The 21,964-nt window shown below is 72.9% G+C and carries 22 protein-coding genes and 1 pseudogene; 14 read left to right on the top strand and 9 right to left on the bottom strand.

The annotated features are described in order from the left end of the window. Positions 1 to 40: 40 nt before the first annotated feature. From Sfulv_RS23190 to Sfulv_RS23175, 4 genes are all read left to right on the top strand, one after another. Positions 41 to 892 carry a helix-turn-helix domain-containing protein gene (locus Sfulv_RS23190; protein WP_173316455.1) on the top strand — a complete coding sequence of 284 codons (852 nt, stop codon included), beginning with the start codon at positions 41 to 43 and terminating at the stop codon, positions 890 to 892. Beyond that, the gene (locus Sfulv_RS23185) at positions 889 to 1,134 is read left to right on the top strand and encodes a DUF397 domain-containing protein (RefSeq protein ID WP_173316454.1); all 246 of its coding nucleotides are present in this window, start codon (positions 889 to 891) and stop codon (positions 1,132 to 1,134) included. The genes Sfulv_RS23190 and Sfulv_RS23185 overlap by 4 nt, the downstream gene beginning before the upstream one ends. A 120-nt stretch (positions 1,135 to 1,254) precedes the next feature. Then, the gene (locus tag Sfulv_RS23180; RefSeq protein ID WP_173316453.1) at positions 1,255 to 3,666 is read left to right on the top strand and encodes a GTPase-associated protein 1-related protein; all 2,412 of its coding nucleotides are present in this window, start codon (positions 1,255 to 1,257) and stop codon (positions 3,664 to 3,666) included. Positions 3,667 to 3,797: 131 nt separating this feature from the next. Further along, positions 3,798 to 4,259, top strand: coding sequence for a hypothetical protein (locus Sfulv_RS23175; RefSeq protein ID WP_173316452.1), 462 nt, complete (start codon positions 3,798 to 3,800; stop codon positions 4,257 to 4,259). 47 nt (positions 4,260 to 4,306) lie between these two features. Here Sfulv_RS23175 and msrB read toward each other — a convergent pair whose 3' ends face one another. From msrB to Sfulv_RS23155, 4 genes are all read right to left on the bottom strand, one after another. After that, positions 4,307 to 4,714: a peptide-methionine (R)-S-oxide reductase MsrB gene (gene msrB, locus Sfulv_RS23170; RefSeq protein ID WP_173316451.1), complete on the bottom strand. Its 408-nt coding sequence runs from the start codon at positions 4,712 to 4,714 to the stop codon at positions 4,307 to 4,309. A 10-nt stretch (positions 4,715 to 4,724) separates the two neighbouring features. After that, positions 4,725 to 6,119 carry a UDP-N-acetylmuramate--L-alanine ligase gene (gene murC / locus Sfulv_RS23165; RefSeq protein ID WP_173316450.1) on the bottom strand — a complete coding sequence of 465 codons (1,395 nt, stop codon included), beginning with the start codon at positions 6,117 to 6,119 and terminating at the stop codon, positions 4,725 to 4,727. A 42-nt stretch (positions 6,120 to 6,161) separates the two neighbouring features. After that, a complete protein-coding gene (locus Sfulv_RS23160; protein ID WP_173316449.1) occupies positions 6,162 to 6,614 on the bottom strand; it encodes an indole-3-glycerol phosphate synthase in 453 nt (150 codons plus the stop codon). A 145-nt stretch (positions 6,615 to 6,759) separates the two neighbouring features. Then, entirely contained in the window at positions 6,760 to 7,611 is an 852-nt protein-coding gene (locus tag Sfulv_RS23155; RefSeq protein WP_173316448.1) for a pyrimidine reductase family protein, read from the bottom strand. 37 nt (positions 7,612 to 7,648) lie between these two features. Between Sfulv_RS23155 and zapE the strand changes: the two genes are divergently transcribed. The 4 genes from zapE to Sfulv_RS23135 all read left to right on the top strand — a co-directional run bounded on the left by zapE (position 7,649) and on the right by Sfulv_RS23135 (position 11,752). Next, on the top strand, positions 7,649 to 8,743 hold the full coding sequence (gene zapE / locus Sfulv_RS23150) for a cell division protein ZapE (RefSeq protein ID WP_173316447.1): 1,095 nt from the start codon (positions 7,649 to 7,651) through the stop codon (positions 8,741 to 8,743). Positions 8,744 to 8,829: 86 nt separating this feature from the next. Continuing rightward, on the top strand, positions 8,830 to 9,255 hold the full coding sequence (locus tag Sfulv_RS23145) for an OsmC family protein (protein WP_173316446.1): 426 nt from the start codon (positions 8,830 to 8,832) through the stop codon (positions 9,253 to 9,255). Positions 9,256 to 9,388: 133 nt separating this feature from the next. Then, positions 9,389 to 10,771, top strand: a complete 1,383-nt coding sequence (locus Sfulv_RS23140) for an alkaline phosphatase PhoX (protein WP_173316445.1) — start codon at positions 9,389 to 9,391, stop codon at positions 10,769 to 10,771. 102 nt (positions 10,772 to 10,873) lie between these two features. Beyond that, positions 10,874 to 11,752 carry a polysaccharide deacetylase family protein gene (locus Sfulv_RS23135; RefSeq protein WP_173316444.1) on the top strand — a complete coding sequence of 293 codons (879 nt, stop codon included), beginning with the start codon at positions 10,874 to 10,876 and terminating at the stop codon, positions 11,750 to 11,752. Between the two features lie 41 nt (positions 11,753 to 11,793). On the opposite strand, the gene Sfulv_RS23130 is transcribed toward Sfulv_RS23135, so the two are convergent. Both Sfulv_RS23130 and Sfulv_RS23125 read right to left on the bottom strand, forming a co-directional pair. Next, positions 11,794 to 11,970 carry a hypothetical protein gene (locus tag Sfulv_RS23130; protein WP_173316443.1) on the bottom strand — a complete coding sequence of 59 codons (177 nt, stop codon included), beginning with the start codon at positions 11,968 to 11,970 and terminating at the stop codon, positions 11,794 to 11,796. Further along, positions 11,967 to 12,644 (bottom strand): AIM24 family protein, encoded by a 678-nt coding sequence (locus Sfulv_RS23125; RefSeq protein WP_173316442.1) that lies wholly within the window; start codon positions 12,642 to 12,644, stop codon positions 11,967 to 11,969. Before Sfulv_RS23125 ends, Sfulv_RS23130 begins: the two co-directional genes overlap by 4 nt. 71 nt (positions 12,645 to 12,715) lie before the next feature. Here Sfulv_RS23125 and Sfulv_RS23120 point away from each other — a divergent pair, with 71 nt between their 5' ends. The 3 genes and pseudogenes from Sfulv_RS23120 to Sfulv_RS31255 form a co-directional block, all read left to right on the top strand. After that, positions 12,716 to 13,432 carry a peptidyl-tRNA hydrolase gene (locus tag Sfulv_RS23120; RefSeq protein WP_173316441.1) on the top strand — a complete coding sequence of 239 codons (717 nt, stop codon included), beginning with the start codon at positions 12,716 to 12,718 and terminating at the stop codon, positions 13,430 to 13,432. A gap of 150 nt (positions 13,433 to 13,582) precedes the next feature. Then, positions 13,583 to 14,884 carry an MbnB/TglH/ChrH family RiPP precursor modification enzyme gene (locus tag Sfulv_RS23115; protein WP_173316440.1) on the top strand — a complete coding sequence of 434 codons (1,302 nt, stop codon included), beginning with the start codon at positions 13,583 to 13,585 and terminating at the stop codon, positions 14,882 to 14,884. Further along, positions 14,862 to 15,536, top strand: a pseudogene (locus Sfulv_RS31255) (TIGR04222 domain-containing membrane protein); the annotation flags it as partial. The gene Sfulv_RS23115 and the pseudogene Sfulv_RS31255, both read left to right, overlap by 23 nt. Here the strand turns inward: Sfulv_RS31255 and Sfulv_RS31250 are convergent. Further along, on the bottom strand, positions 15,524 to 15,979 hold the full coding sequence (locus Sfulv_RS31250) for a hypothetical protein (RefSeq protein WP_305961381.1): 456 nt from the start codon (positions 15,977 to 15,979) through the stop codon (positions 15,524 to 15,526). The pseudogene Sfulv_RS31255 and the gene Sfulv_RS31250 sit on opposite strands and share 13 nt — an antisense overlap. Before the next feature lie 62 nt (positions 15,980 to 16,041). Here Sfulv_RS31250 and Sfulv_RS23105 point away from each other — a divergent pair, with 62 nt between their 5' ends. Together Sfulv_RS23105 and Sfulv_RS23100 are read left to right on the top strand one after the other, a co-directional pair. After that, positions 16,042 to 16,836: a TIGR04222 domain-containing membrane protein gene (locus Sfulv_RS23105; protein ID WP_173316439.1), complete on the top strand. Its 795-nt coding sequence runs from the start codon at positions 16,042 to 16,044 to the stop codon at positions 16,834 to 16,836. A 99-nt stretch (positions 16,837 to 16,935) separates the two neighbouring features. After that, the gene (locus Sfulv_RS23100; RefSeq protein ID WP_173316438.1) at positions 16,936 to 18,543 is read left to right on the top strand and encodes an alpha/beta hydrolase; all 1,608 of its coding nucleotides are present in this window, start codon (positions 16,936 to 16,938) and stop codon (positions 18,541 to 18,543) included. Positions 18,544 to 18,575: 32 nt separating this feature from the next. Here Sfulv_RS23100 and hemQ read toward each other — a convergent pair whose 3' ends face one another. Both hemQ and hemG read right to left on the bottom strand, forming a co-directional pair. Further along, entirely contained in the window at positions 18,576 to 19,304 is a 729-nt protein-coding gene (gene hemQ, locus Sfulv_RS23095) for a hydrogen peroxide-dependent heme synthase (protein WP_173316437.1), read from the bottom strand. A 4-nt stretch (positions 19,305 to 19,308) separates the two neighbouring features. Continuing rightward, positions 19,309 to 20,808 (bottom strand): protoporphyrinogen oxidase, encoded by a 1,500-nt coding sequence (gene hemG / locus Sfulv_RS23090; RefSeq protein WP_173316436.1) that lies wholly within the window; start codon positions 20,806 to 20,808, stop codon positions 19,309 to 19,311. A 125-nt stretch (positions 20,809 to 20,933) separates the two neighbouring features. Between hemG and Sfulv_RS23085 the strand changes: the two genes are divergently transcribed. Continuing rightward, positions 20,934 to 21,950, top strand: coding sequence for a DUF4349 domain-containing protein (locus tag Sfulv_RS23085; RefSeq protein ID WP_173316435.1), 1,017 nt, complete (start codon positions 20,934 to 20,936; stop codon positions 21,948 to 21,950). Positions 21,951 to 21,964 lie beyond the last annotated feature (14 nt).

Raw genomic sequence — 21,964 nt, 5'->3', positions numbered from 1 at the left:
GGTTGGAGCGGACGGGGACAGGCGCGAAAGGTGACCGACCATGGCGGACATCGGGGGCAGTAGGAGTGGGGTTACGAGTGGCGGGGAGCCCGAACCCTCGGAGAGTCTCAAAGCATTCGGAGAGGTCGTCAAGGCGTTCCGGAAACGGGCCGGTCTGACACAGGAGGAGTTCGCACCGCTGGTCCGCTACTCGGTGCCGACGATCGCCTCCATCGAGCAGGGTCGGCGCTTCCCTCCGGCGGACTTCGTCGAGCGTGCCGAAGTAGTGCTGGACGCGTTCGGCGCGATCCGGGGAGCGGCGCGGCATCTGTCCCGGCGGCCAGGGCTGGCCAAGTGGTTCCGCCAGTGGGCAGATCTCGAAGCGGAGGCGGTGAGCCTCTACACATACGAATGCCGGCTGGTGCCTGGGTTGTTGCAGACGGAAGCGTACGCGCGGCGGTTGTTCGAAAACCGTCTGCCTCCGCTGGGTGACGATCAGGTCGAGGACCGATTGCTGGCACGGTTGGAACGCCAGCTTCTGTTGTGGCAGCACCCGAACACCTCGTACAGCTTCATCGTGGAAGAGCACCTGTTCCGGCGCCAGATGGGCGGACCCGACGTGACCAGGGAGCTGATCGACCAAGTGCTCGACATCGCGCGACTGCGAAATGTCGAAGTCCAGGTGATGCCTGTGGTGCGTACGGGTCATGCCGGGATGGATGGCCCCATGCAGCTGTGCGAATCTCCCAACAACCGGTGGCTCGGCTACTGCGAGGCGCAGGAAAGCGGACAGCTCATCAACGACCCCAAAGTGGTCAGCATGCTCCAGATGCGGTATGCCAGGATGCGATCACAGGCTCTCTCTTTGGAGGACTCCGTGAGCCTGCTGCGGCAGATGCGAGGAGCAGTATGAGCACCACAGAACTTTCCTGGTTCAAGAGCAGCTACAGCGGGAGCTCGGGCGACTCCTGCGTAGAAGTCGCCCTCTCCTGGCACAAGTCCAGTTACAGCAGCGGCTCCGGCGATGACTGCGTAGAAGTCGCCACCTGCCCCGACACCGTCCACATCCGCGACTCCAAGGTGACCGAGGGCCCGCAACTCGCCCTCACGCCCGGTTCCTGGACCAGTTTCGTCTCGTACGCCGCTGGAGCCTGAGCTCGCACATCAGTGCGCCCCCTCTTGATAGCGTCGCCCCCACGGCTGCGGGACTTCCCCCCACCCCCAGCCGTGGGGTGGAAACGGGGACGCTCGCGGCAGGGACGAAGAGGGCGACGCATGAGCCTGGCACAGCTGCACTACACCTCCGCCGTGCCGGGCGGCGAGGCTTCGGCAGGACGGTTCACGGCGGTCGGTCCCGGGATCTCGGCGGCGCTGCTCGACGAGATCGAGCCATTGATCGGATACGAGTTTCCGGCCGACGTCCCCTTCCTGCCCACCGACGCCGAACTGTGGTCCCTGCCCCAGGCGTTCAGCTTCTCGGAGCTGTCCGACGGCAGTCGGCTGCTCTGCCGCGCGGTGCCCGTGCGCGCGGCGGGCTCCGCGCCCGTACGGTTCCACGCCCATGCGGTGCACCTGCCCGTGGACACGCGGCTGACGGGCGGCCGGTTGCCGGTGGACGCGTGGAGGTCGCCGCAGTGGGTCTCCGTGACGCCGGGCGGCGCGATACCCGATCCGCTCAGCAGTCTGCCGCCGGGGCACGGGGCGGTGCGTGCGGGACTGGGCGACTTCGCCGTCTCCCGCAGTCCGTGGCTCGCCTCCGTCTTCGCGGATCTGCGCCGGGTGAGCGAGGAGAGCCCCGTGGTGTCACCGGTGGTGCTCGTCGAGCGGCAGAGTGCGGACGTGGCGCGGTGGATCGCACTGGCCGGGGCCGCGTTGCCCCGGGAGAGTGCGGAGCGGCTGACGTTCACGACGTACACCCGCAGGCCGGGCCTCGCGCCGCACCGGGTGGTGGGTGTACTCCCGGCGGACGCGGCCGAGTTGGACGGCGGCCTGCGCGTGCACACGTGCACCGGGGCCCGCCCGCAGGCCGCTTCGGGCGACGCCTGGGCGGAGACCGCAGCGCGGATCTGGCGGAGCCGGTCGCCCGAGCTGTTCCAGGAGGCGGGCGAGCTGCCCGGGGAGCCCTTCGCCGCGGGTCCGCTGGCTGTGACGGCCCTGTGCGCGGGGATCGCGCTCGGCGCCGACGAACGGGCGGCTGCCGCCGACTGGGCCGCCGAGCGGCCGTACGCGCTGGACGCCAAGCAGACGCGGCAACTGGTCGAGGCGCTGACGTCACCCGGTGTCGACGACCGGAGCGGGCCCGAGTTCGACGCGCTGGGGCGGCTGTTCGGGGCGCTGGAGGGGCGCTCGCCCCTCACGACGACCGTGCCGCTCGCGGCGATGCTGGTCACGGAGGCGGTGCGCGGGGGGAACGGTTCGCTGGAGCTGCCCGGCCGCTCCGCGTTCGCCGGTCCGGAAGGTGAGGCGGTCGGGTCCGTGCTCGGACCGGAGATCCGGGCGGAGCTGAGTGCGCCAGCGGCCAGTGGTGACGTGGCGCGGACGGTGCAGTTGCTACGGGTGGCGCGGCTGCTGGACGTGGACTGCGCGGAGTTCCTGCCCACCGTCGTACGGCGGCTGGCCCCCGCGCTGCTCGCCGATGACGATCCGGAGTTCGGTCCCGCGCTGCTGGAGTTGCTGGGCGAGCAGTTCGACGTGCGGACCGCGCTGCTCGGCGCGCTGGACCGGATCGCGCCGGACGATCCGGGCGCGGTGGAGGAGCTGCTGGGCCGGGTGACGCTGCCGTTCACCGGGACGCAGTCGCTTCCGCATCTGCGGATGTGCGCCGAGGCGGCCGGGGCCCGGGCCACGCTGGGGGGCGACCGGGCGGCCGTGTGGCACCGGGTGCTGCGGGCGGCCGGGCTCTCACCGTTCGCGGAGCCGATGGTGCTGCGGACCGCCGCCGGGCTGGTGTGGGGGGACCGCGCTCCGACGACCGGGGAGGCGCGGCTGCTGCTCGACGCGGCCACATCGGACGCGCACCGGACGGCCGGTACGTGGGCGCGGCTCGTCGACGCGGCGCTCGCCGCGTCCGCCGACGACGCGGAGGCGGCCGTGCTCACGCACGACCTGCTGCGCGGCTTCCCGCAGGAGATCGGGGGGCGGGTGCGCGGGGCGCTGCTGCTGTTGGACTTCGCGCGCGAGGTGGGTTCGGGGGCGGCCGGCGAGGGCTGGGTGGAGCGGGCCAGGACCTTGTGCGCCCAGGCCGAGCCGGTGGAACCGGCCGTACGGGAGCGGGCGTTCAGCGCCCTGGCCCTGCGGCTGCTGGCGCAGGACCGGCCGGAGGCCGAGCTGTACGCGTTCGTGCACAGCGAGGACACCGACCTTGTCGCGGCGTACGAGCGGGCGGCCCGTACGGAGGCCGTCGCCCAGCGGCTGCGCTCCGACGCCGGGTACGCGGCCGACTGCTTCGGCGTCTGGACCGCGTACCCGCACGCGGGCCCGGTGTGGAACACCACGGCAGACGCGCTGCTCCGTGACGTACTGCGCCCCGCCGTACGTACGTTTGCGCCCGCCCGCCTCAAGGAGGTCGAGCAGGCCGTGGAGAGTGCGGGCAGCAGCGGCCGGGCCGACGCGTTCAGGGCGTGGAACCGGCCGAGCACCCTCGGGCGGCTCGGCCGCAAGCTCTCGGGGCGGGTGCGGCGGGGCTGAGCGTTGATGAGTGCGCCGCACCTCTCGGCGCGGCCGCCGCATGGGGAATCGCGGGCCGCCGGGGCAGGTACCGTGGGGAGTAGCTATCTCGTGGGCCTCCTGGCGGGCTGCGTGAAACCCAGGAGGAACACATGACGACCAACCGTGGACGCAAGGACGTGATCCGGGACCGGATGGCCGCCACCGGCGAGTCCTACAACGTCGCCGCCCGCAACCTCAAGGCGATGAAGGACATGGGCGCCACCCGGGAAGCGGTGCTCGTCCAGCGCTGGAGCCCCGCGGACTCGCCCGACGTGCCCTGCCCGTGCGGCGGGACCTGCGAGCCCGGCGAGACGTGCGAGCGCTGCCACGCCACGTACCGGCACGTGAAGCGGTACCCGGGCAGTGTCACCGACGTCGGTGTCTGGGCCGACCGCTACGAGTGCAGGGGCTGCCCGGCCTCGTACACCCTCACCGTGCGGCTGGCCGACCGCCCCTGGGGCGTCGCCGAGACCGTCATCCAGGGCGGCTCGGCGGAGCCGGTCGTCCGGGCCCGGGTCTTCCCCGGCGTCCTGCACCCGCTGCTGCGCCCCGAGACCCCCGAAGGGGACTGAACCGGGGCTCGGGGCTTCAGCAGCCGGAGCTACGACCGGCGTCCCGCTCAGCGCTCGTCGGGCGCCAGGGTCAGCGAGATCGAGTTGATGCAGTACCGCTGGTCGGTGGGGGTCGGATAGCCCTCACCCTCGAAGACGTGCCCCAGGTGCGAGCCGCAGCGGGCGCAGCGCACCTCGGTGCGGACCATGCCCATGCTGCTGTCCCGGATCAGCTCGACCGCGTCCGTGTCCTTCGGGTCGTAGAAGGACGGCCAGCCGCAGTGCGAGTCGAACTTGGTGTCGGAGCGGAACAGCTCGGCGCCGCACGCCCGGCAGGAGTAGACGCCCTCGGTCCTGGTGTCGGTGTACTCGCCCCGGAAGGCGGGTTCGGTGCCGGCCTGGCGCAGTACGGCGTACTCCGCGGGGGACAGCTCCGCCCGCCATTGCTCGTCCGGCTTCTCGATGTCGTACGCCACAGTGGCTCCCTCAGCTCGACAGGTGGTCCAGGATGCGCGGGCCGAGGTCGGTGACGTCGCCCGCTCCCATGGTGAGAACGAGGTCACCGGGCTTGGCCATTCCCGCGATGACCTCGGGGATCGCCGCCTTGTCGTGGACGGCGACGACGTCGGCTCCGGCGGCCTTCGCCGCGTCGACGATCAGGGCGCTGGTGACGCCCGGGACCGGGTCCTCGCGGGCCGGGTAGATGTCGAGGACCACGGAGGCGTCGGCGAGCGCGAGTGCCTGGCCCATCTCGGTGGCGAGCTCCTGGGTGCGGGAGAACAGGTGGGGCTGGAAGACGACGAGCAGCCGGGCTTCGGACGCGGCGCCGCGCATGGCTTCGAGGTCGGCGCTCATCTCGGTGGGGTGGTGCGCGTAGGAGTCGATGACCTGGACACCCGCCGCCTCGCCCTTGAGCTGGAGGCGCCGCTTGACCCCGGTGTACTTGCCGAGGGCCGAGGCGAGGTTGTGCGCGGGGATGCCGAGGGCCACCCCGGCGGCGAGGGCGGCCACCGCGTTGTGCGCGTAGTGGCTGCCGGGCACGGAGACGGTGAAGGTGAGGTACTTCCCGTTCAGGACGACCGTGACCTCGCTGGTCAGGCCGCGCGGGGTGACCTTGTGGACGCGCACGTCGGCGGCCGGCCCCGAGCCGTAGGTGACGACGTTCAGGCTGGAGATGTCGCGGACCCGCTGGACCAGCTCGACGGCGCCCGGCTGGTCGGCGGAGACGACCAGGGTGCCGCCGGGGACGATCTTGCCGACGAAGGTCTCGAAGGAGTCGTAGATCTCGTCCATCGAGGCGTAGTTGGCGTGGTGGTCCAGCTCGACGTTGAGGACGATCGCGACCTCGGGGTCGTACTTCTGGAAGCTGCGGTCGCTCTCGTCGGCCTCGGCGACGAAGATCTCACCTCCGCCGTGCGTGGCGTTGGTGCCGGGGCCCTCCAGGTCGCCGCCGATGGCGTACGAGGGGTCCAGGCCCAGCTCGGACAGGGCGACGGCCAGCATCGACGTGGTGGTGGTCTTGCCGTGCGTGCCGGCGACGGCGATCGCGCGCAGGCCCACCATGAGGGAGGCGAGCGCGTCGGAGCGGTGCACGACGGGAACGGACAGCTCGGCGGCGCGGACCAGCTCCGGGTTGTCGGAGCGGATGGCGCTGGAGACGACCACACAGGTGGCGTCGTCGGCCAGATGACCGGCGGCGTGCCCGATGTGCACCGTCACCCCCAGCGCCCGCAGCGCCCCGGCGGTCTCGGACTCCTTGGCGTCGCTGCCCGCGACCTTCGCGCCCCGCTGGGCGAGGATCTTCGCGATGCCCGACATTCCGGCGCCGCCGATGCCGATGAAGTGCGGTCGTTCAAGGGCGGCAGGAATTCCGGGTGCCATGCGTGTGTCTCCCAGGGTCGAGGCTAGTAACGGTCCCCCAGCCTATTCGCTGTGCGCGAAGAGCTTGAGCACCGGTACGCCGACCTTGTGACGGGCCCGGGAGGCCCAGTCGCGGTGGAAGAACTCCTCCACGTAGTGCGGGGCCGTCAGGACGATGACCTCGTCCGCGCCCGCCTCGTCGACCACGGTCTTCAGCTTGTCCAGGGGGTGCTCCTCGACGACCTGTCCGACGGCGTCCGAGCCGGCCTCGCGCAGCGCCCGGAGCGAGTACTCGAGAGCGAGTTCGGCGGGCTCACGGGCGGCCCTGCCCTCCGGCTTCCCGCCCTCGCGGACCGCCTCCTTCAGTTCGCCGATCGCCACGTCGTCGATCGCGCGCAAAAGTACGTCGGCCTGGTCGCCCCGCGGCTGCATCAGTACGACGAACGAGGTCCGCTCCTCGCCGTGGAGGGTGGTGACGAACTCCACGTCCTCCGGGGTGAGGGGCTTCTCGATCATCAAAACGCTTGTGAACACGACAGGCGCCCTTCCGCTCTCTTCATCGACCGGGGTGGTCGCTGCTGAAACCATCCTTCCCCGTACCGGCACGGGGTCTGCAGAGGTTAGTGTGCCCACCCGAAACTAATGGGAACGGGAAATTCCGTTACTTGTCGGAACGTGCGTCGGCATGCGTCCGGTCCCGGCGGTACCGGGTGAAGAGGAAGCCCTCCTCCTCCAGCACCGAGGTGAGGGCGAAGCGTTGCGGCACACTCACCGGGGGACCCACCGCGATCCGCTGCGCGTCTCCCGAGGACAGCATCGGGGAGACGGTCAGACACAGCTCGTCCAGCACGTCGGCCGCCACGAACTGGCCCAGGAGCCGCGGCCCGCCCTCCGTCAGCAGCCGGGTCAGGCCCAGGGCCGCCAGCTCGCGTACCGCCCGCCCGGGGGCGACCGCGGAGCCCTCACCGGCGATGACGACCTGGACGCCCGCGCGCCCGGCCTCGGCGACGCGGTCGGCGGGAGCGCCCGCGCCCGTCAGGACCAGGGTCGGGACGAGGGGCGAGGCGAACAGCGGGAGCGAGAAGTCCAGGTCGAGGCCGGCGCTCACCACGGCGATCGCGGGAGCGGGACCCTGCCCGGCCGCCGCGCGCCGGGCGGCGAAGGCTTCCCGCGCCCTGGCCGGGCGGTAGCCCTCGAGGCGCACGGTCTCCGCGCCGACCACCACCGCGTCGGCCAGCCCGCGCAGCGTGCCGAAGATCCGCATGTCGGCCGCGCAGGAGATGCCCTGCGAGCGGCCGTCGTGCCGGGCGGCGCCGTCCAGGGTGGACACCATGTTGGCGCGCAGCCACGGACCGTCCACCTCGGGATAGGCGTAGGCGTCGGCCAGACGGCCGAGACCCCACTCGCCACCGGCGGACCCGGCGGTCCCGGCGGTGCTCGCCGGGGCGGTTTCCCCGGCGGCCGAAGCGGTCTCGTCGGTTGTCAGGTCCGTCACAGGGAGCAGGCGTCGCATGTGATCCAGTCTGGCATGGCGCTTAAGGTGGCGAGCTGTGTCCTCATCCACCGCCGTTCCGGGGCAGAGCCCCATACCCGACGCCGCCCCGCATTCGCTCTGCGCCCGTGAGCCGCGCGTCCCCGCCGACCGCCTGGTCGCCGAGATGGAGCCGCCACCGCGCTTCGACTCGGTGCGCTTCGAGACGTACGTCCCCGACCCGAACCAGCCGAGCCAGAGCGAAGCGGTCAGGGTACTGAGCGAGTTCGCGCACGGGCTCGGCGGTGCGCACGCCGCCGGGACCGCCAGGCGCAGGTGGTTCGGCCGCAAGGCGCCCGCGGCTCCGGCCGGGCCGCGCGGGGTCTACCTCGACGGCGGTTACGGGGTCGGCAAGACCCACCTGCTGGCCTCCCTCTGGCACGCCACGCCCGCGGCCCCCTCGCTGAAGGCGTTCGGCACCTTCGTCGAGCTGACCAATCTGGTCGGCGCGCTGGGGTTCCAGCAGACCGTGCAGACGCTCAGCGGGCACCGGCTGCTCTGCATCGACGAATTCGAACTCGACGACCCGGGCGACACGGTCCTCGTCTCCTCGCTGCTCAGCAGGCTGGTGGAGGCGGGCGTCGCGCTGGCCGCCACCTCCAACACCCTGCCGGGCAAGCTCGGTGAGGGCCGTTTCGCCGCCGCCGACTTCCTCCGTGAGATCCAGGGGCTCTCCGCGCACTTCCGGCCGCTGCGGATCGACGGCGAGGACTACCGCCACCGCGGACTGCCCGAGGCGCCCGCGCCGTACTCCGAAGGGCAGGTCACCGAGGCCGCGTACGCCACGGCCGGTGCGGCGCTCGACGACTTCCCCGGTCTCCTCGACCACCTGGCGCGGGTCCACCCGAGCCGGTACGGGGCGATGACGGAGGGCATCAGCGCGGTCTGCCTCACGGGGGTGGAGCCGGTGTCCGACCAGTCGACGGCCCTGCGGCTGGTGGTGCTCGCGGACCGGCTCTACGACCGGGAGATCCCGGTGCTCGCCTCGGGGTGCCCCTTCGACAAGCTCTTCGGCGAAGAGATGCTGAACGGGGGGTACCAGAAGAAGTACTTCCGCGCCATCTCCCGGCTGACAGCACTGGCGCGTGACGCAAAGGGGCTGGTGGCGCAGTAGGTTCGGGGATGTACCGCCGTACGGGTCGCCTTCGGCAGGCCCGTACAGCCGGTATATCCGCGCACACCGTTTGAAGGGAATCCAGCATGGCTACCACGCGTCAGGCGCACACGGTCTGGGAAGGCAACCTGGTCGAGGGCGGGGGCGTCGTCACCTTCGACTCCTCCGGCATCGGCGAGTACGCGGTCTCCTGGCCGTCGCGCGCGGAGGAGGCGAACGGCAAGACCAGCCCGGAGGAGCTCATCGCCGCCGCGCACTCCAGCTGCTTCTCGATGGCGCTCTCGGCCGGACTGTCCAAGGCCGGCACCCCGCCGACCCGGCTGAACACCCAGGCCGAGGTGACCTTCCAGCCCGGCACGGGCATCACCGGAATCCACCTCACCGTCCAGGGCGAGGTCTCCGGCTTGGACGAGGCGGCGTTCGTGAAGGCCGCCGAGGACGCCAAGCTCAACTGCCCGGTCAGCCAGGCTCTGACGGGCACGACGATCACGCTCTCCGCTTCCCTGGCCTGACCCACGGGCCCCTGGGACCACCGCTGTCCCGGGCGTCGTCATGAGGCTCAGTGACCCGCATGCTTCCCGCGCGGCAACACGCGTGGTACACACATGCGGGTCACTTCACTGTCCGCCAACAGGGAGTCGCCTCATGTCCTCATCCTCATCATCAGCACGCCCCGCGACACGCCGTCAGGTTCTGGCCGGCAGCGGCGCGGCCGCCGTCTCGGTCGCCTTCGCCGGTGCCTTCTCCGAACTCTTCGCGGGCACATCCGCCGCCGTGGGCCACCGCGGTCACGGCCCCCTCGTCCCCGATCCGGACGGCCTGCTCGATCTGCCGAAAGGATTCCGCTACCGGGTGCTCTCCCGGCAGGGCGACCCACTCCGTTCGGGTGAGGGCCTCGTCCCCGGCAACCCCGACGGAATGGCCGCCTTCCGGGGCCACCGCGGGCGGGTCCACCTCGTACGCAACCACGAGAACCGGGCCTCCGCCGCGCTCGGCGTGCCCACCGTCGACGGCCTCACCTACGACCAGGCGGCCAAGGGCGGCTGTACGGCCCTTGAGCTCGACAGCCGGGGCGCGGTCCTCGGCGAACGCGTCGCCATCGCCGGTACGGCGGTGAACTGCGCGGGCGGCCCGACCCCCTGGAACACCTGGCTGACCTGCGAGGAGACCGAGGACAAGGCCGGTACGAACGGCTACACCAAGGACCACGGCTTCGTCTTCGAGGTGGACGGCGCCGATCCGCGCCGCACCGGAGCCGTACCGCTCACCGCGATGGGCCGCTTCCAGCACGAGGCCGTCGCCGTCGATCCGCGCTCGGGGACCGTGTACGAGACGGAGGACGCGTTCCAGCGGCCGTTCGGCCTCTTCTACCGCTTTCTGCCCGAGAAGCCGCTGGGCGGTCACGGCTCGCTGAGGGCCGGTGGCGCGCTGGAGGCCATGCGGGTGCCCGGTGTGCCCGACCTCTCCGCCGTCCAGGAGACCGGGGCGAGCTTCGGCGGGGTCGAGTGGGTGCCCGTCCCCGATCCGCTGGCGGCCGGAACCCCGATCAGACTCCAGGACTTCGGCCCCAAGGGCATCACGCACGCCCAGAAGCTGGAGGGCTGCTACTGGGGCGGCTCGTCGGTCTACTTCGTCTCCAGCTTCGCGCGCCGCTCGGAGGGCTCGGCGGGCGACCACTACGGACAGGTGTGGCGGTACGAGCCGGGGCGCCGGCGCCTGACGCTGGTGGTCGTCTTCGGCCCGGACACGGACATCCAGCTGCCCGGCGAGTCCCCCGACAACATCTGCCTGTCGGCCGACGGCGGGCTGATGGTGTGCGAGGACGGCAACGGGGCCCAGTACGTGCTGGGGGTGACCCGGCGGGGCGAGGTGTACACGATGGCGCGCGGCCGGCAGAACACCGGGACCCCGCAGGAGCCGGAGTGGGGCGAGTTCGCCGGAGTGACCTTCTCGCCTGACGGCCTGACGATGTATCTCAACTGCTACACGCCCGGGACGACCTTCGCCGTGACAGGGCCCTGGCGCTGACCGGCTGAACCACGGGGCCCGCCCGGCGGTGCGGGAGCGCCACCGGCGGATCACCTCGGGGTGATCGGTTACGTTCCGAGAGTGATCAATTCTGTATGGAAAATGACGGTACTGACCGTTCTGGGGGCGGTACTCGGCAGCAGCCTCTCCGGCTGCGGAGGCCAGGAGCGTTCCCGTACCGAAAACTTCCGCCCCGGGCGCTCCTCCGCCTCTCCCTCCGCTCCGGCCGGTGCGCTCGCGTCGCTCCCGGCCGGGCGGAAGCCGCCCACCATGGCGCCGGGTCCGGCGGGACTCACCCCGGTCTTCGAGCGCCGCCCCCGCACGACCGGGAAGGGCGCCGGGTCGCGCGACAAGGTGGTGGCCCTGACCTTCGACGCGGACATGACCGCGGACCAGGGGCCGCGCGCGGCCGCGGGCGAGCGTTTCGACAACCCGGAACTGATCGCCCTGCTGCGCCGGCTCAAAGTCCCCTCGACCGTCTTCATGACGGGCCGGTGGGCGCGGGAGTATCCGGCGCAGGCGCGCTCGATCGGGACGGACCCGCTGTTCGAGATCGCCAACCACTCGTACCGGCACCACGCCTTCGCCTCCCCCTGCTACGGCCTGCCGGCCGTCCGGCAGGCGGAGATGCGCGACGACGTCCGGCGGGCGTTCGCAGCGTTCCGGGAGGCGGGGGCGCGCCATGTGGTGCCGTACTTCCGCTTCCCCGGCGGCTGCTACGACGAGGCGGCGCTGCGGACGCTGGCGTCGGAGAAGGTGACGGCCGTGCAGTGGGACGTCGTCAGCGGTGACGCCTTCGCGAAGGACGCGGACGCGGTGGCCGAGCAGGTGCTCGCGGGGGTCACCCCGGGTTCGCTGGTGGTCATGCACTGCACGCGCAGCGCGGCACCGGTGACCGACGAGGCCGTGGGACGGGTGGTGCCGGAGCTGCGCGCGCGTGGCTACCGGTTCGTGAAGGTCTCCGAGCTGATGCGGGGCTGAGTCCGCGGGTCGGCGAGGGAGCGGCACGAGGGCGATCACGCTCAGCCGGAACAGGCCGTGCGCTCCGCTTCCCGCCACTCGCACACCGGACACAGGGTGACGCCCCTGGCCGACTCCGGATACCCGGTCGGCTCGCCGCACAGCACGCACCCGGCGAACGGAGGACCCGCGTCGGTGCCCGTGGCCACCGGCTCCGGCGCGGGGGTCTCGCGGCTCACCCGGCCGACGCCTTCTCGGGCTTGGCCTCGCTCGGCCGTACGATCACGAACCCCTCGCCCTGGAGCATCAGCTGGACGGCCTCGCCCGAGCCGCCGCGCACCATCGAGCCGAAGCTCTGCGAGCGGTGCAGGGAGGTCGTCAGCCGCTCGCTCCAGCCGACGACCGCGTCCGTGTCGACGTACACCGGCTGCCCGGCGGTCACGGGGATCACCAGCGGCTGGCCCTCACAGATCAGCCCGAGCTTCCCGTAACCGCTGAAGACACTGTTGAAGAGGCCGCCACCGGTCATCCCGGCCCCCTTCACGGTCTTGATCTCGTACGCCAGGGTGGCGTCGAAGCACAGGACGTTGCGGCCGTTGACGGTCAGGACGTCGCCCTGCTCCATCTCCACGATGAAGCAGTTCGCCGCCTCGTGGGCGAACCACGCCTCGCCCTGCCCGCGGACCGCCATGAGCGCCAGCCCCTCACCGGTGACCGCGCGCTTGAGCATGCCGCCGATGCCCTGGCCCTTGCGCTCGAACTGGAGACTGCCGCGGAAGGCGATCATCGAGCCCTGGCGCGCGTGCATCTCACCGTTGACCGCGTACTTGATGGACTTGCTGTTCTGGAGGGTCATTCCGGGGACGGTGGCTGCCTGGACCATGTGCTCGCTGGAAAAGAGATCGCTCTTCATGCGGAGCATCCTCACCCGGACTCCTCCCTTCCGCCAAGAAGCACGCCATCCCCGCCTGGCAGACTTGGCGGGTGAGCAGCAACGACATCCCCGCATCCGAGTCCGCCGGCGCCTCCCCCGCAGGCCCCGGCGAGGCCCCCCAGTTCGTCCTGCCGCTGGTGGCGCACATCGAGAAGACGGCGCCTCCGGCCCGTACCGACGCCCTGCGGACCGCCGCGCGTGCCGTGCTCACGATTCTCTCCGACGAGCGCTCGCTCGGTGAGGGCGAGTGGGCCCAGCCCATGCGGGACTGGCAGGACACCCGCATCCGCAAGGTGGTGCGCCGGGCACGCGGCGCCGAGTGGCGCAAGGCGTCCGCCCTGCCCGGGATCACCGTCACCGGCGACAGCGCCGAGGTGCGGGTCTTCCCGCCGGTGCCGCTGGACGGCTGGCCGAAGGAACTGGCCAGGCTCCAGGTGTCGGGCACGGATCTCGACGACCCCGAGTCCCCGGCCGCGCCCGACCCGGCCGGTCCCGTGCTGTGGCTCAACCCCGGCCTCGACATGTCGGCGGGCAAGGCCATGGCCCAGGCCGGGCACGGCGCCCAGCTCGCCTGGTGGGAGCTGTCGGACACCGAGCGCAAGGCGTGGCGTGAGACCGGATTCCCGCTCGCCGTGGCCCCCGCGGACCCGGCGCGCTGGCGGGAGCTCACCGTCAGCGGCCTGCCGGTGGTACGGGACGCCGGGTTCACCGAGATCGCCCCGGGGTCCTGCACGGTGGTCGCCGACCACCCCGCGCTGCGCCGCTGACCGGACATCCCCGCGTCCCCGCGCACACCCACGCACTTCGGGCGGCGCCCGCCGGGAACCTCAGATCGAGCTCTGAACGTCCCCCTGTTGGGATTCAGCGCTGCCCGCCGGGGCCATCACCCCCGCACGGGAACCATCTGGGGGACACACATGAGGCTGGGAATCGGGATCGGCTGGCGGCCGGAGATCGCCGACGCGGTGGCGGCGCTGCCGGGCATCGACTGGGTCGAGGCGGTCGCGGAGAACATCTGCACCGGCCATCCCCCGGAGGCGCTGACCCGGCTGCGGGAGCGCGGCGTCACCGTCGTCCCGCACGGCGTCTCCCTCGGGCTCGGCGGCGCCGAACGGCCCGACCCGGGCCGCCTCGCGGACCTGGCGGCGCGGGCCGCGCTGCTCGGCGCTCCCCTGGTGACGGAGCACATCGCGTTCGTACGCGGCGGTGGGCCGCTCACCGCGTCGCCGAGGCTCGAAGCGGGCCACCTGCTGCCCGTACCCCGCACCTGGGAGGCCCTGGACGTCCTGTGCGAGAACGTACGGATCGCCCAGGACTCGCTGCCCGTACCCCTGGCCCTGGAGAACATCGCGGCGCTGATCTCCTGGCCGGGCGAGGAGCTGACCGAGGGACAGTTCCTCGCCGAACTCGTCGCGCGCACCGGGGTCCGGCTGCTGATCGACGTCGCCAACCTGCACACCAACCACGTCAACCGCGGCGAGGACCCGGCCACGGCGCTCGACGAGCTGCCGGTCGAGGCCATCGCGTACGTCCATGTGGCGGGCGGCGTCCAGAAGGACGGGGTCTGGCACGACACGCACGCACACCCGGTGACGCGGCCGGTGCTCGACATCCTGTCCGAGCTCCGCTCCCGGGTCGACCCGCCCGGTGTCCTGCTGGAGCGTGACGACGCCTTCCCGCCCGCCGCCGGACTCGCGGGCGAACTGGACGCGATCCGCACGACCCTGGCGGCCTCGGCTGCCTCCTCCCGGGCGGGCGCGGTACGGCCAAAGGCGCAGGAGCGCCCCCGGCGGGCCGCGGCCCCGGTGGAGGGCGCGCGGGACCGTTGCGCCGTCGCGCAGACCGCCCTGCTCTCGGCGCTGGTGGCCGGCACCCCGGCGCCGGAGGGCTTCGACCACCGGCGGCTCGGGGTGCAGAGCCGGGCCCTGGCCGCCAAGCGGGCCGACGTCGTCGCGAAGGTGGCTCCGGAACTGCCGGAGATCCTCGGCGACGGCTACCGCCGCGCGTTCGTCGACTACGCGAGGACCCATCCGATGTCCGAGGGGTACCGCCGCGACGCGGTGGACTTCGCGGAGCGGCTGCTGATCGACGGGTTTCCGGCGGACCCCGTGGCCCGGCGGCGGCTGACCCGCTGGTGGCAGGGGTGCGTCGATCCGCGTCCGCCCCGCCGCTCCGTCCGCCTGGTACGCGCGGCCCGTGCCGCTCTCGTGGGGAAGTGACCCGGTGAACGCTCTCGCCATCCTGCTGAACCTCGCCGTGCTCGCCGCGTCGGTCCTCCTCGTCACCCGCGCGGTCTCCGCCCGCCGCTCGACGGCCCGGGCCGCCTCCCCGGTGCACGACCTGTACGAGGCGGCGTTCCTCAACGGCGGTCCCGCCCGGGTGGTGGACACCGCGCTGACCGCGATGCACTCGGACGGACGGCTGGCCATCGGCGGCCCCGGCATCGTCGCCGTCCTGCGGTACGAGGCCCGCGATCCGGTGGAGCGCGCCGTGCTCCAGGAGTTCGCCGCGGCCCCGAGCGGCGCCCTGCCCACGCTGCGGGCCGCCGTGATGCGCCACCCCGCCGTGCAGGAGACCGGTGACGGGCTGGCGGGACGCGGCCTGCTGGTCGCCCCCGCGACGAACCGTCCGCTGCGCGTGTGGTCGCTCGCCCAGGGTCTCGGATGCCTGGCGGCCCTGCCGGTCTGCCTGGTGCTCACCTTCGTCCAGTACGCCGCGCACGACGGCTACTCAGACACGCCGTTCCCCTTCATCGTGAAGGTGCTGCCCGTCCTGCTCGTCGGGGCCCTGACCGGCATGCTCGTGGCCTCGTCCACCCGGCGCCGGATCACGGCGGCGGGCCGGCGGGCGGCCGAGGGCTACCGGGCCGCGTACGCCCACTGGATGACCCCGGCCCAGCTGGTGGCCACGCTGGGGCTGCGGGCGCTGCCCGACCCCGGACTCCAGGCCCAGCTGTACGCCGCCGCCCGGGTCAGGACCACCGGAGGGAGCCCCGGGTTCGCCCCGTACGCGTCCGCGGACTCCTCGGCACTCCTCGTGCCGGTGGTGTGGTGCGCAGGGGCGCATCCCGGCAGCGCGAGCTGCGGGAGTTCCGGCGGGGACGGAGGCGGCGGGTCCTCCTGCGGCTCCGGCCCCGGCGGCGGCTGCGGAGGGAGCAGCGGAGGCGGGGCCGGCTGCGGAGGCGGGGCCGGCTGCGGAGGCGGCTCCAGCAGCGGGGGCGGTTCCAGCTGCGGGGCGGGGGCGGCGGTTCCAGCTGCGGCAGCAGCTCGTGAGCACAGGTCGGAACCGGCCACGCGTACCGACGGGTGGACCACACCGTATCCACATGGTGAACACGGCATGGCGCTCACATGCCCGCCTCGCATAGAAATCCGGCATGCTCTGGGTCTTGTTCCTGCTGGTCGCGTGGGCCGCGGCGGCCTTGTCGTGCATCCGCCTGTGCCTCGCGACCGCCGCGGCGGTGCCCCGGTCCACCACCGGGCCGGAATCCGCCCACCACGCACTGAACCTGTACGAGACGGCGTTCCTGGCCGGAGGCCCGCACCGGGTCGCCGACCTGGCGCTGGTCTCCATGCATCTGCGGCGCCGACTGCTGCTCGCCCACACCGGCTGGGCGACCGTCGTCGACCCGGAGGGCCGCGACGAGGTCGAACGCACCGTCATACGGGCCATCGGGCCGCAGGGCCAGTCCCGGATAGGGCCGGTAAGGGCCGCGGCGGCCGCCGCCGAGGCGGTACTCGCCCTCGCCGACCGGCTCGTCGCCGCGGGTCTTGCCGTCCCGTCCGGGACCCGTACGGACGTCGCGTCGGCGGCGCGTTCGGTCCGCGCCTGCGCGGTGCTCGTCGTGGTGCTGGCCGGGGCCGCCGTGCTCGTTCCCGGCGAGGGGACGGACGGGGCGGGACCGGTGGCGGCCTGGTTCGGGCTGCCGCTGGTGCTCACACTCGGGTGCCTGGCGGTCGCGCGCGTCGAGAGCCATCCGTACAGCCCGTGGGCCTCCCCAGCCGGGCAGCGGTGGCTGGACTCGCTGCCCGCCCCGGTGTCGGGCGCCGACCGCGACCTGCTGGCCGCGGTGGCCGTCCAGGGGGTGCGTGCCGTGCGGGACCCGGCACTGCGGGCGGCCCTGACGGGGCGTCGTCCCGGCCGGTCGGCCCATCCGGGGCATTGGTCATGACATCGCGGCACGGTGCTTTACTTCGCTGACCGCGCGCCTGACCATCACCTTCGGCTCCACGGGCCCCCCGGCCCCACCGGCTGTACGAAGGGAACGCGCGTGAGAGCAGCAGCGCTGTACGGAACCGTCCTGTGTGTGGCCCTGTCGGCCATGGCCGCTCCCCCGGCCCCCGCCACCACCCCCGACCGCACGGCGCCCATCTCCGCGGAGGCGCGCGGCACCCGGCTCGCGGCGGCCCGCGCCGCGGCCACCGGGATCTCCTTCGGGCCGTGCCCCGAGGCGGAGATGCTCCCCGACCACCTGCGCTGCGGCACCGTCGAGGTCCCTCTGGACTACGCGGCGCCGAACGGCCGGACCCTCGCCCTCACCGTCAGCCGCGCCCGTGCCACCGGGGACCCCGGCGAGCGCCAGGGCTCGTTCGTCTACAACCCGGGCGGTCCCGGCGCTTCCAGCATCACCTTCCCGCTGGTCGGTGAGTTGCCGGAGTGGAGGAAGATCGCCCGCGCCTACGACATCGTGGGCTACGCCCCACGCGGTGTCCTCCCCTCGGCCCCGCTCTCCTGCCAGGACCCCGCCGAGTTCGCGAAGGCGCCATCCGACCTGCCGGCCCACCCCTCACCGGCGTACGAGCGGCTGCGGACCGAGCGGGCGAAGGCGTACGCGGCCGGCTGCGCGCGCCACGCGGGTGCGGCTCTTCGGCACTACACCTCGCTCGACAACGCCCGGGACCTGGACGTCCTGCGGGCGGCGCTGGGTGAGCGGAAGCTGACGTTCATGGGAGCCTCGTACGGCACCTACCTCGGGGCGGTGTACGCCACGCTCTTCCCCTCGCACGTCCGGCGCATGGTCTTCGACTCGGCCGTCGATCCGGACCCGGGCCGGATCTGGTACCGCTCGGATCTCGACCGGTCGCTGGCCTTCGAGTCCCGCTGGGAGGACTTCCGCACCTGGGTCGCCGAGCACGACGCCGTGTACCGCCTGGGGGCCGACGCCGGGGCGGTGCAGCGGAGTTACGACACCGTGCGCGAGGCCGTCGCCGAGCGGCCGGCGGGCGGGAAGGCCGGGCCGGCGCAGCTGCACTCCGCGATGCTCGGCGCCGTGTACTACGACGACTACTGGGCGATGCGGGCGACGGCGCTCTCGGAGTACGCGCACGGCGATCCGAAGCCGCTGGCCGACCAGGCGGCACCCCGCGCGGCGGCGGCCCGGGACGACGAGAACGCGTACGCGGTCCACACGGCGGTGCGGTGCAACGACGCGCCCTGGCCCACGGACCGGCGGGTGTGGCACCGCGACCACACGGCGGTCGCCCGGATCGCACCGTTCGGGACCTGGGCCAACGCCTGGTCGAATCTGCCGTGCGCCCACTGGCCTGCGCCCCGGCAGAAGCCCCTCGACGTCGGTACGGAGTGGGGCGAGCTGCCGCCGGTCCTGATCCTGGCCGCCGAACGCGACGCGGTGACCCCGTACGAGGGGGCACTCGCCCTCCAGCGGCGGCTGAGCGGCGCGGCGCTCGTGACGGAGCGGGACGCCGGCTCGCACGGTGTCGGCGGCGGCGTCAACGCCTGCGTCGACCGGCATCTGGAGACGTACCTGCTGACCGGAAGAACACCGGTGCGGCGCGCGGAGTGCGCGCCGCACCGGAAGCCGAACCCGGTGTCGCTGGAACGGCGGACGTGGCGGGGAACGCCGGTGCCCACCGTCTGATCTTCCGGGTTGGGGTGGCCGGGAATCGCTGGCTATGCGAGCCCGGCCACCAGGTCTGCGACCGACTTGCGGCGGCCCGTGTAGAACGGGACCTCCTCGCGGACGTGGAGCCGCGCCTCGGAGGCGCGCAGGTGGCGCATGAGGTCGACGATGCGGTACAGCTCGTCGGCCTCGAAGGCGAGAAGCCACTCGTAGTCGCCGAGGGAGAAGGAGGCGACGGTGTTGGCGCGGACGTCCGGGTAGCCGCGGGCCATCTTGCCGTGGTCCGCGAGCATGCGGCGGCGGTCCTCGTCCGGCAGCAGGTACCAGTCGTAGGAGCGCACGAAGGGGTAGACGCTGATGTAGTCGCGCGGCGTCTCGTCGGCCAGGAAGGCCGGGACGTGCGACTTGTTGAACTCGGCGGGGCGGTGCAGCGCCATGTTCGACCAGACCGGTTCGAGAGCGCGGCCGAGCCTGGTGCGCCGGAAGAGGTTGTACGCCTTCTGGAGCTCGTCGGACGTCTCGGCGTGCCACCAGATCATGAGGTCGGCGTCGGCCCGCAGCCCGGACACGTCGTAGGTGCCGCGCACGGTGACGTCCTCCGCGCCGAGCTGGTCGAACAGCTCCTGCACCTCGTCGGCGTAGCCGGCACGGTCCAGCGGCAGCACGTCGCGCAGCCTGAAGACCGACCAGAGGGTGTAGCGGATGACCTCGTTGAGGTCCTTGGCCTTCTTGCCGGCGTTCGGGGCCTTGCTTGATGTCGCACTCTCAGCAGCACTCATACGGCTATTGTCCCGCCTCGCCCCGAGCGCCCTCGACCAGGGGTGGGGAGTCGATGATCTCCTCCGTGATCTTCCCGGCGAGCACGCCGCCGATGTCACGGGCGATCTCGTCCGCGGCACGGTGGGCGCTCGCGACGCAGGCCGGGATGCCGACACCGTCGTACACCGCTCCGCACACCCGCAGGCCCGGCAGCCTGGCGACCTCCTCGCGGATGCGGGCGACACGGGTGAGGTGGCCGACCGGATACTGCGGGAGCCCGCCGATCCAGCGGGTGACCTCGGTGTCGACGGGTGCGGCGGCGAGTCCGGTCGCGTCGGCGAGATCCCGCAGGGACACGTCGACGAGCTCGGCGTCCTCGCGGTGGAGGTGGTCCTCATCGCCGTACCTGCCTACGGAGGTGCGCAGGACGAAGAGGCCGGGCGCGGAGTCCGCCACCCAGCGCCACTTGTTGCTGGAGAAGGTGGACGCCTTGATCGTGCGCCCGTCGACCGGCGGTACGAGGAAGCCGGAGCGCCCCTGGAGTGCCTGGGTCGCCGCGATGTCGGAGCGCCGGAACGCCATGGTGACGAGGGCCATCGAGGCGTACTCGACACCGGCCAGTTCTGCGGAGGCGGCCGGGGACTCGGCGGCCAGGAGCGTCGAGGCGGACCAGGCGGGGGTGGCGAGGACGATCCCGTCGGCGGTGAGCACGCGGGTGTCGGTGCGCACGTCCCAGCCCTCGGCGGTCCGGGTCAGGCCGAGGACGGGCGTCCGGGTGAGGATCTGTGCCCCCGCGGCCCGTACGGCGTCGGCGACGGCGCCGGGCAGGCTGCCGACGCCGCCGTCGATGCCCTGGAAGACCGGACCGGGCCGTTGCCGGGCCGCGGCCCTCTCCTGGGCACGCCGTACGCCGTCCAGCAGCGAGCCGCCCTCCTTCACCACCTCGAAGAGCTGGGGTACGGCGGCCCGCATGGAGATCCGGTAGGCGTCACCCGCGTACACACCGCCGAGCAGCGGTTCCACGAGCCGGTCGACGACCTCGCGGCCGAGCCGGTCGGCCACGTACGCGCCCACGGCCACGTCGTCGCCCACGGCGGTGGGGGTCAGGTCGCGTTCCTCGGCGATCCGGGCCAGGCCCGCCGGGGAGAGGACGCCGCTGAGCGCCGCCGGGTCACCGGGGACACCCATGAGGTGGCCCTTGGGCATGGGGCGCAGGGCGTTCCTGGTCCACACCGACGCGGTGGCGGTGGCGGGCGGCTGGAGGCGGTCGCCGAGTCCGACGGCCCTGGCCAGGGCGACCGCTTCGGGGCGGCGGGCGAGCATCGACTCCGCGCCGAGGTCGACCCGTGTCCCCGCGATCTCGCCCGTCATGAGCTTGCCGCCGACCCGGTCCGTCGCCTCCAGGAGCGTGACCCGCAGCCCGGTGCCCAGCAGCCGGTGCGCGGCCGCCAGACCGGCGATGCCACCGCCGATGACGACGACATGACCCGTGCGCGTGTTCACGCGCTGATGAGAACCCTGCATGGGTCCACTCTCTCAAACCCCTGCCGAGTCCCGACCGTGACCGCATCGAAACCGCAGGCAGGCAACCCGCGCCGGGGGCCGTACGTCGAACCGCCGACATCGGCCACCACCCCGGGGGATCAGACATGGACACCCAAGCGCACCTGGAGCGACCACTCGCACCGGCCAGGCCCGTACGCCGCGGGCGGCGGACCGGGCACACCACGGCGGCCCTGGTGGCGGGGATGCTCGCCACCCTGCTGGCCCTCGGCGGCTGCGGCTCCCCGGACACCAAGGACGCCGGCACCGGGAGCGACGGGAGCAGGGCACAGGCCGACTCGAAGGCGGGGCCCGGCGCGGGGGCGGAGAAACCGGCCGGGGGGCGGTCCGCCGACGACTCCAGGGGGGCGCCCGGAGCAGGCGAGCCGAAGGCGGCCGGCACCCACGTCATCCGCACGTCCACCCTGTTCGTCGAGGTGAGGAGCGTACCGAGGGCGGTCGCGGCGGCCAGGGCCCTGGCGGAGGGCGCCGGGGGTCTGGTGGCGAACGAGAGCACGGAGCGGGTCGACGACGAGCACACGAGCTCGCACCTCGTCCTGCGCGTGCCCGAGGACCGGTACCAGGACGTCCTGCGGAGCCTCGCGGGCTCCGGGAAGCTCCTGTCGCGTACGTCGAACGCGAAGGACGTCACCGACCAGGTCGTCGACGTCGACAGCCGGATCGCCACCCAGAAGGCGAGCGTGGCCCGGGTCCGCAAGCTGATGGACCAGGCCGAGGAGCTCTCCGACGTGGTGACGCTGGAGGGGGAGCTGAGCAGTCGTCAGGGTGCCCTGGAGTCCCTCCTCGCCCAGCAGGCGGGACTGAGGGACCGCACCACGCTGGCCACGATCACACTGGATCTCATCGAGCCGGACTCCCCTGCCGCGAAGGCGGGTGACGGCGAGCCCGGCTTCATGGACGCGCTGGGCGGCGGCTGGGACGCGTTCGTGACGATGCTGCGCTGGATCGCGATGGCGCTCGGGGCGTCGGCCCCGTTTCTGGCGGCGGCGGCGATCGTCCTGCTGGTCCTGCGGCGTCTGCGCCGCCGCGGCCGTGCGGCTCCGGCCGTCCCGGCCACCCCGGCCACTCCGGCCGCAGCTCCTCAGGCGCCGTCCGGCGGCTGAGGACCGGGCGGGGC

This window comes from Streptomyces fulvorobeus (assembly GCF_013167895.1).
In the GTDB taxonomy this organism is placed as follows: Bacteria; Actinomycetota; Actinomycetes; order Streptomycetales; family Streptomycetaceae; genus Streptomyces; species Streptomyces fulvorobeus.
The sequence above is the reverse complement of the archived record's forward strand: the minus strand, read 5'-3'. Positions and strand labels throughout refer to the sequence as shown.

Bases quoted from the DNA above. Each gene is read 5' to 3' on its own strand.
- Sfulv_RS23190 (WP_173316455.1), top strand. From the start codon at position 41: ATGGCGGACATCGGGGGCAGTAGGAGTGGGGTTACGAGTGGCGGGGAG.
- Sfulv_RS23185 (WP_173316454.1), top strand. From the start codon at position 889: ATGAGCACCACAGAACTTTCCTGGTTCAAGAGCAGCTACAGCGGGAGC.
- Sfulv_RS23180 (WP_173316453.1), top strand. From the start codon at position 1,255: ATGAGCCTGGCACAGCTGCACTACACCTCCGCCGTGCCGGGCGGCGAG.
- Sfulv_RS23175 (WP_173316452.1), top strand. From the start codon at position 3,798: ATGACGACCAACCGTGGACGCAAGGACGTGATCCGGGACCGGATGGCC.
- murC (WP_173316450.1), bottom strand. From the start codon at position 6,119: ATGGCACCCGGAATTCCTGCCGCCCTTGAACGACCGCACTTCATCGGC.
- Sfulv_RS23160 (WP_173316449.1), bottom strand. From the start codon at position 6,614: ATGATCGAGAAGCCCCTCACCCCGGAGGACGTGGAGTTCGTCACCACC.
- Sfulv_RS23155 (WP_173316448.1), bottom strand. From the start codon at position 7,611: ATGCGACGCCTGCTCCCTGTGACGGACCTGACAACCGACGAGACCGCT.
- Sfulv_RS23145 (WP_173316446.1), top strand. From the start codon at position 8,830: ATGGCTACCACGCGTCAGGCGCACACGGTCTGGGAAGGCAACCTGGTC.
- Sfulv_RS23140 (WP_173316445.1), top strand. From the start codon at position 9,389: ATGTCCTCATCCTCATCATCAGCACGCCCCGCGACACGCCGTCAGGTT.
- Sfulv_RS23135 (WP_173316444.1), top strand. From the start codon at position 10,874: ATGACGGTACTGACCGTTCTGGGGGCGGTACTCGGCAGCAGCCTCTCC.
- Sfulv_RS23125 (WP_173316442.1), bottom strand. From the start codon at position 12,644: ATGAAGAGCGATCTCTTTTCCAGCGAGCACATGGTCCAGGCAGCCACC.
- Sfulv_RS23115 (WP_173316440.1), top strand. From the start codon at position 13,583: ATGAGGCTGGGAATCGGGATCGGCTGGCGGCCGGAGATCGCCGACGCG.
- Sfulv_RS23105 (WP_173316439.1), top strand. From the start codon at position 16,042: ATGCTCTGGGTCTTGTTCCTGCTGGTCGCGTGGGCCGCGGCGGCCTTG.
- hemQ (WP_173316437.1), bottom strand. From the start codon at position 19,304: ATGAGTGCTGCTGAGAGTGCGACATCAAGCAAGGCCCCGAACGCCGGC.
- hemG (WP_173316436.1), bottom strand. From the start codon at position 20,808: ATGCAGGGTTCTCATCAGCGCGTGAACACGCGCACGGGTCATGTCGTC.
- Sfulv_RS23085 (WP_173316435.1), top strand. From the start codon at position 20,934: ATGGACACCCAAGCGCACCTGGAGCGACCACTCGCACCGGCCAGGCCC.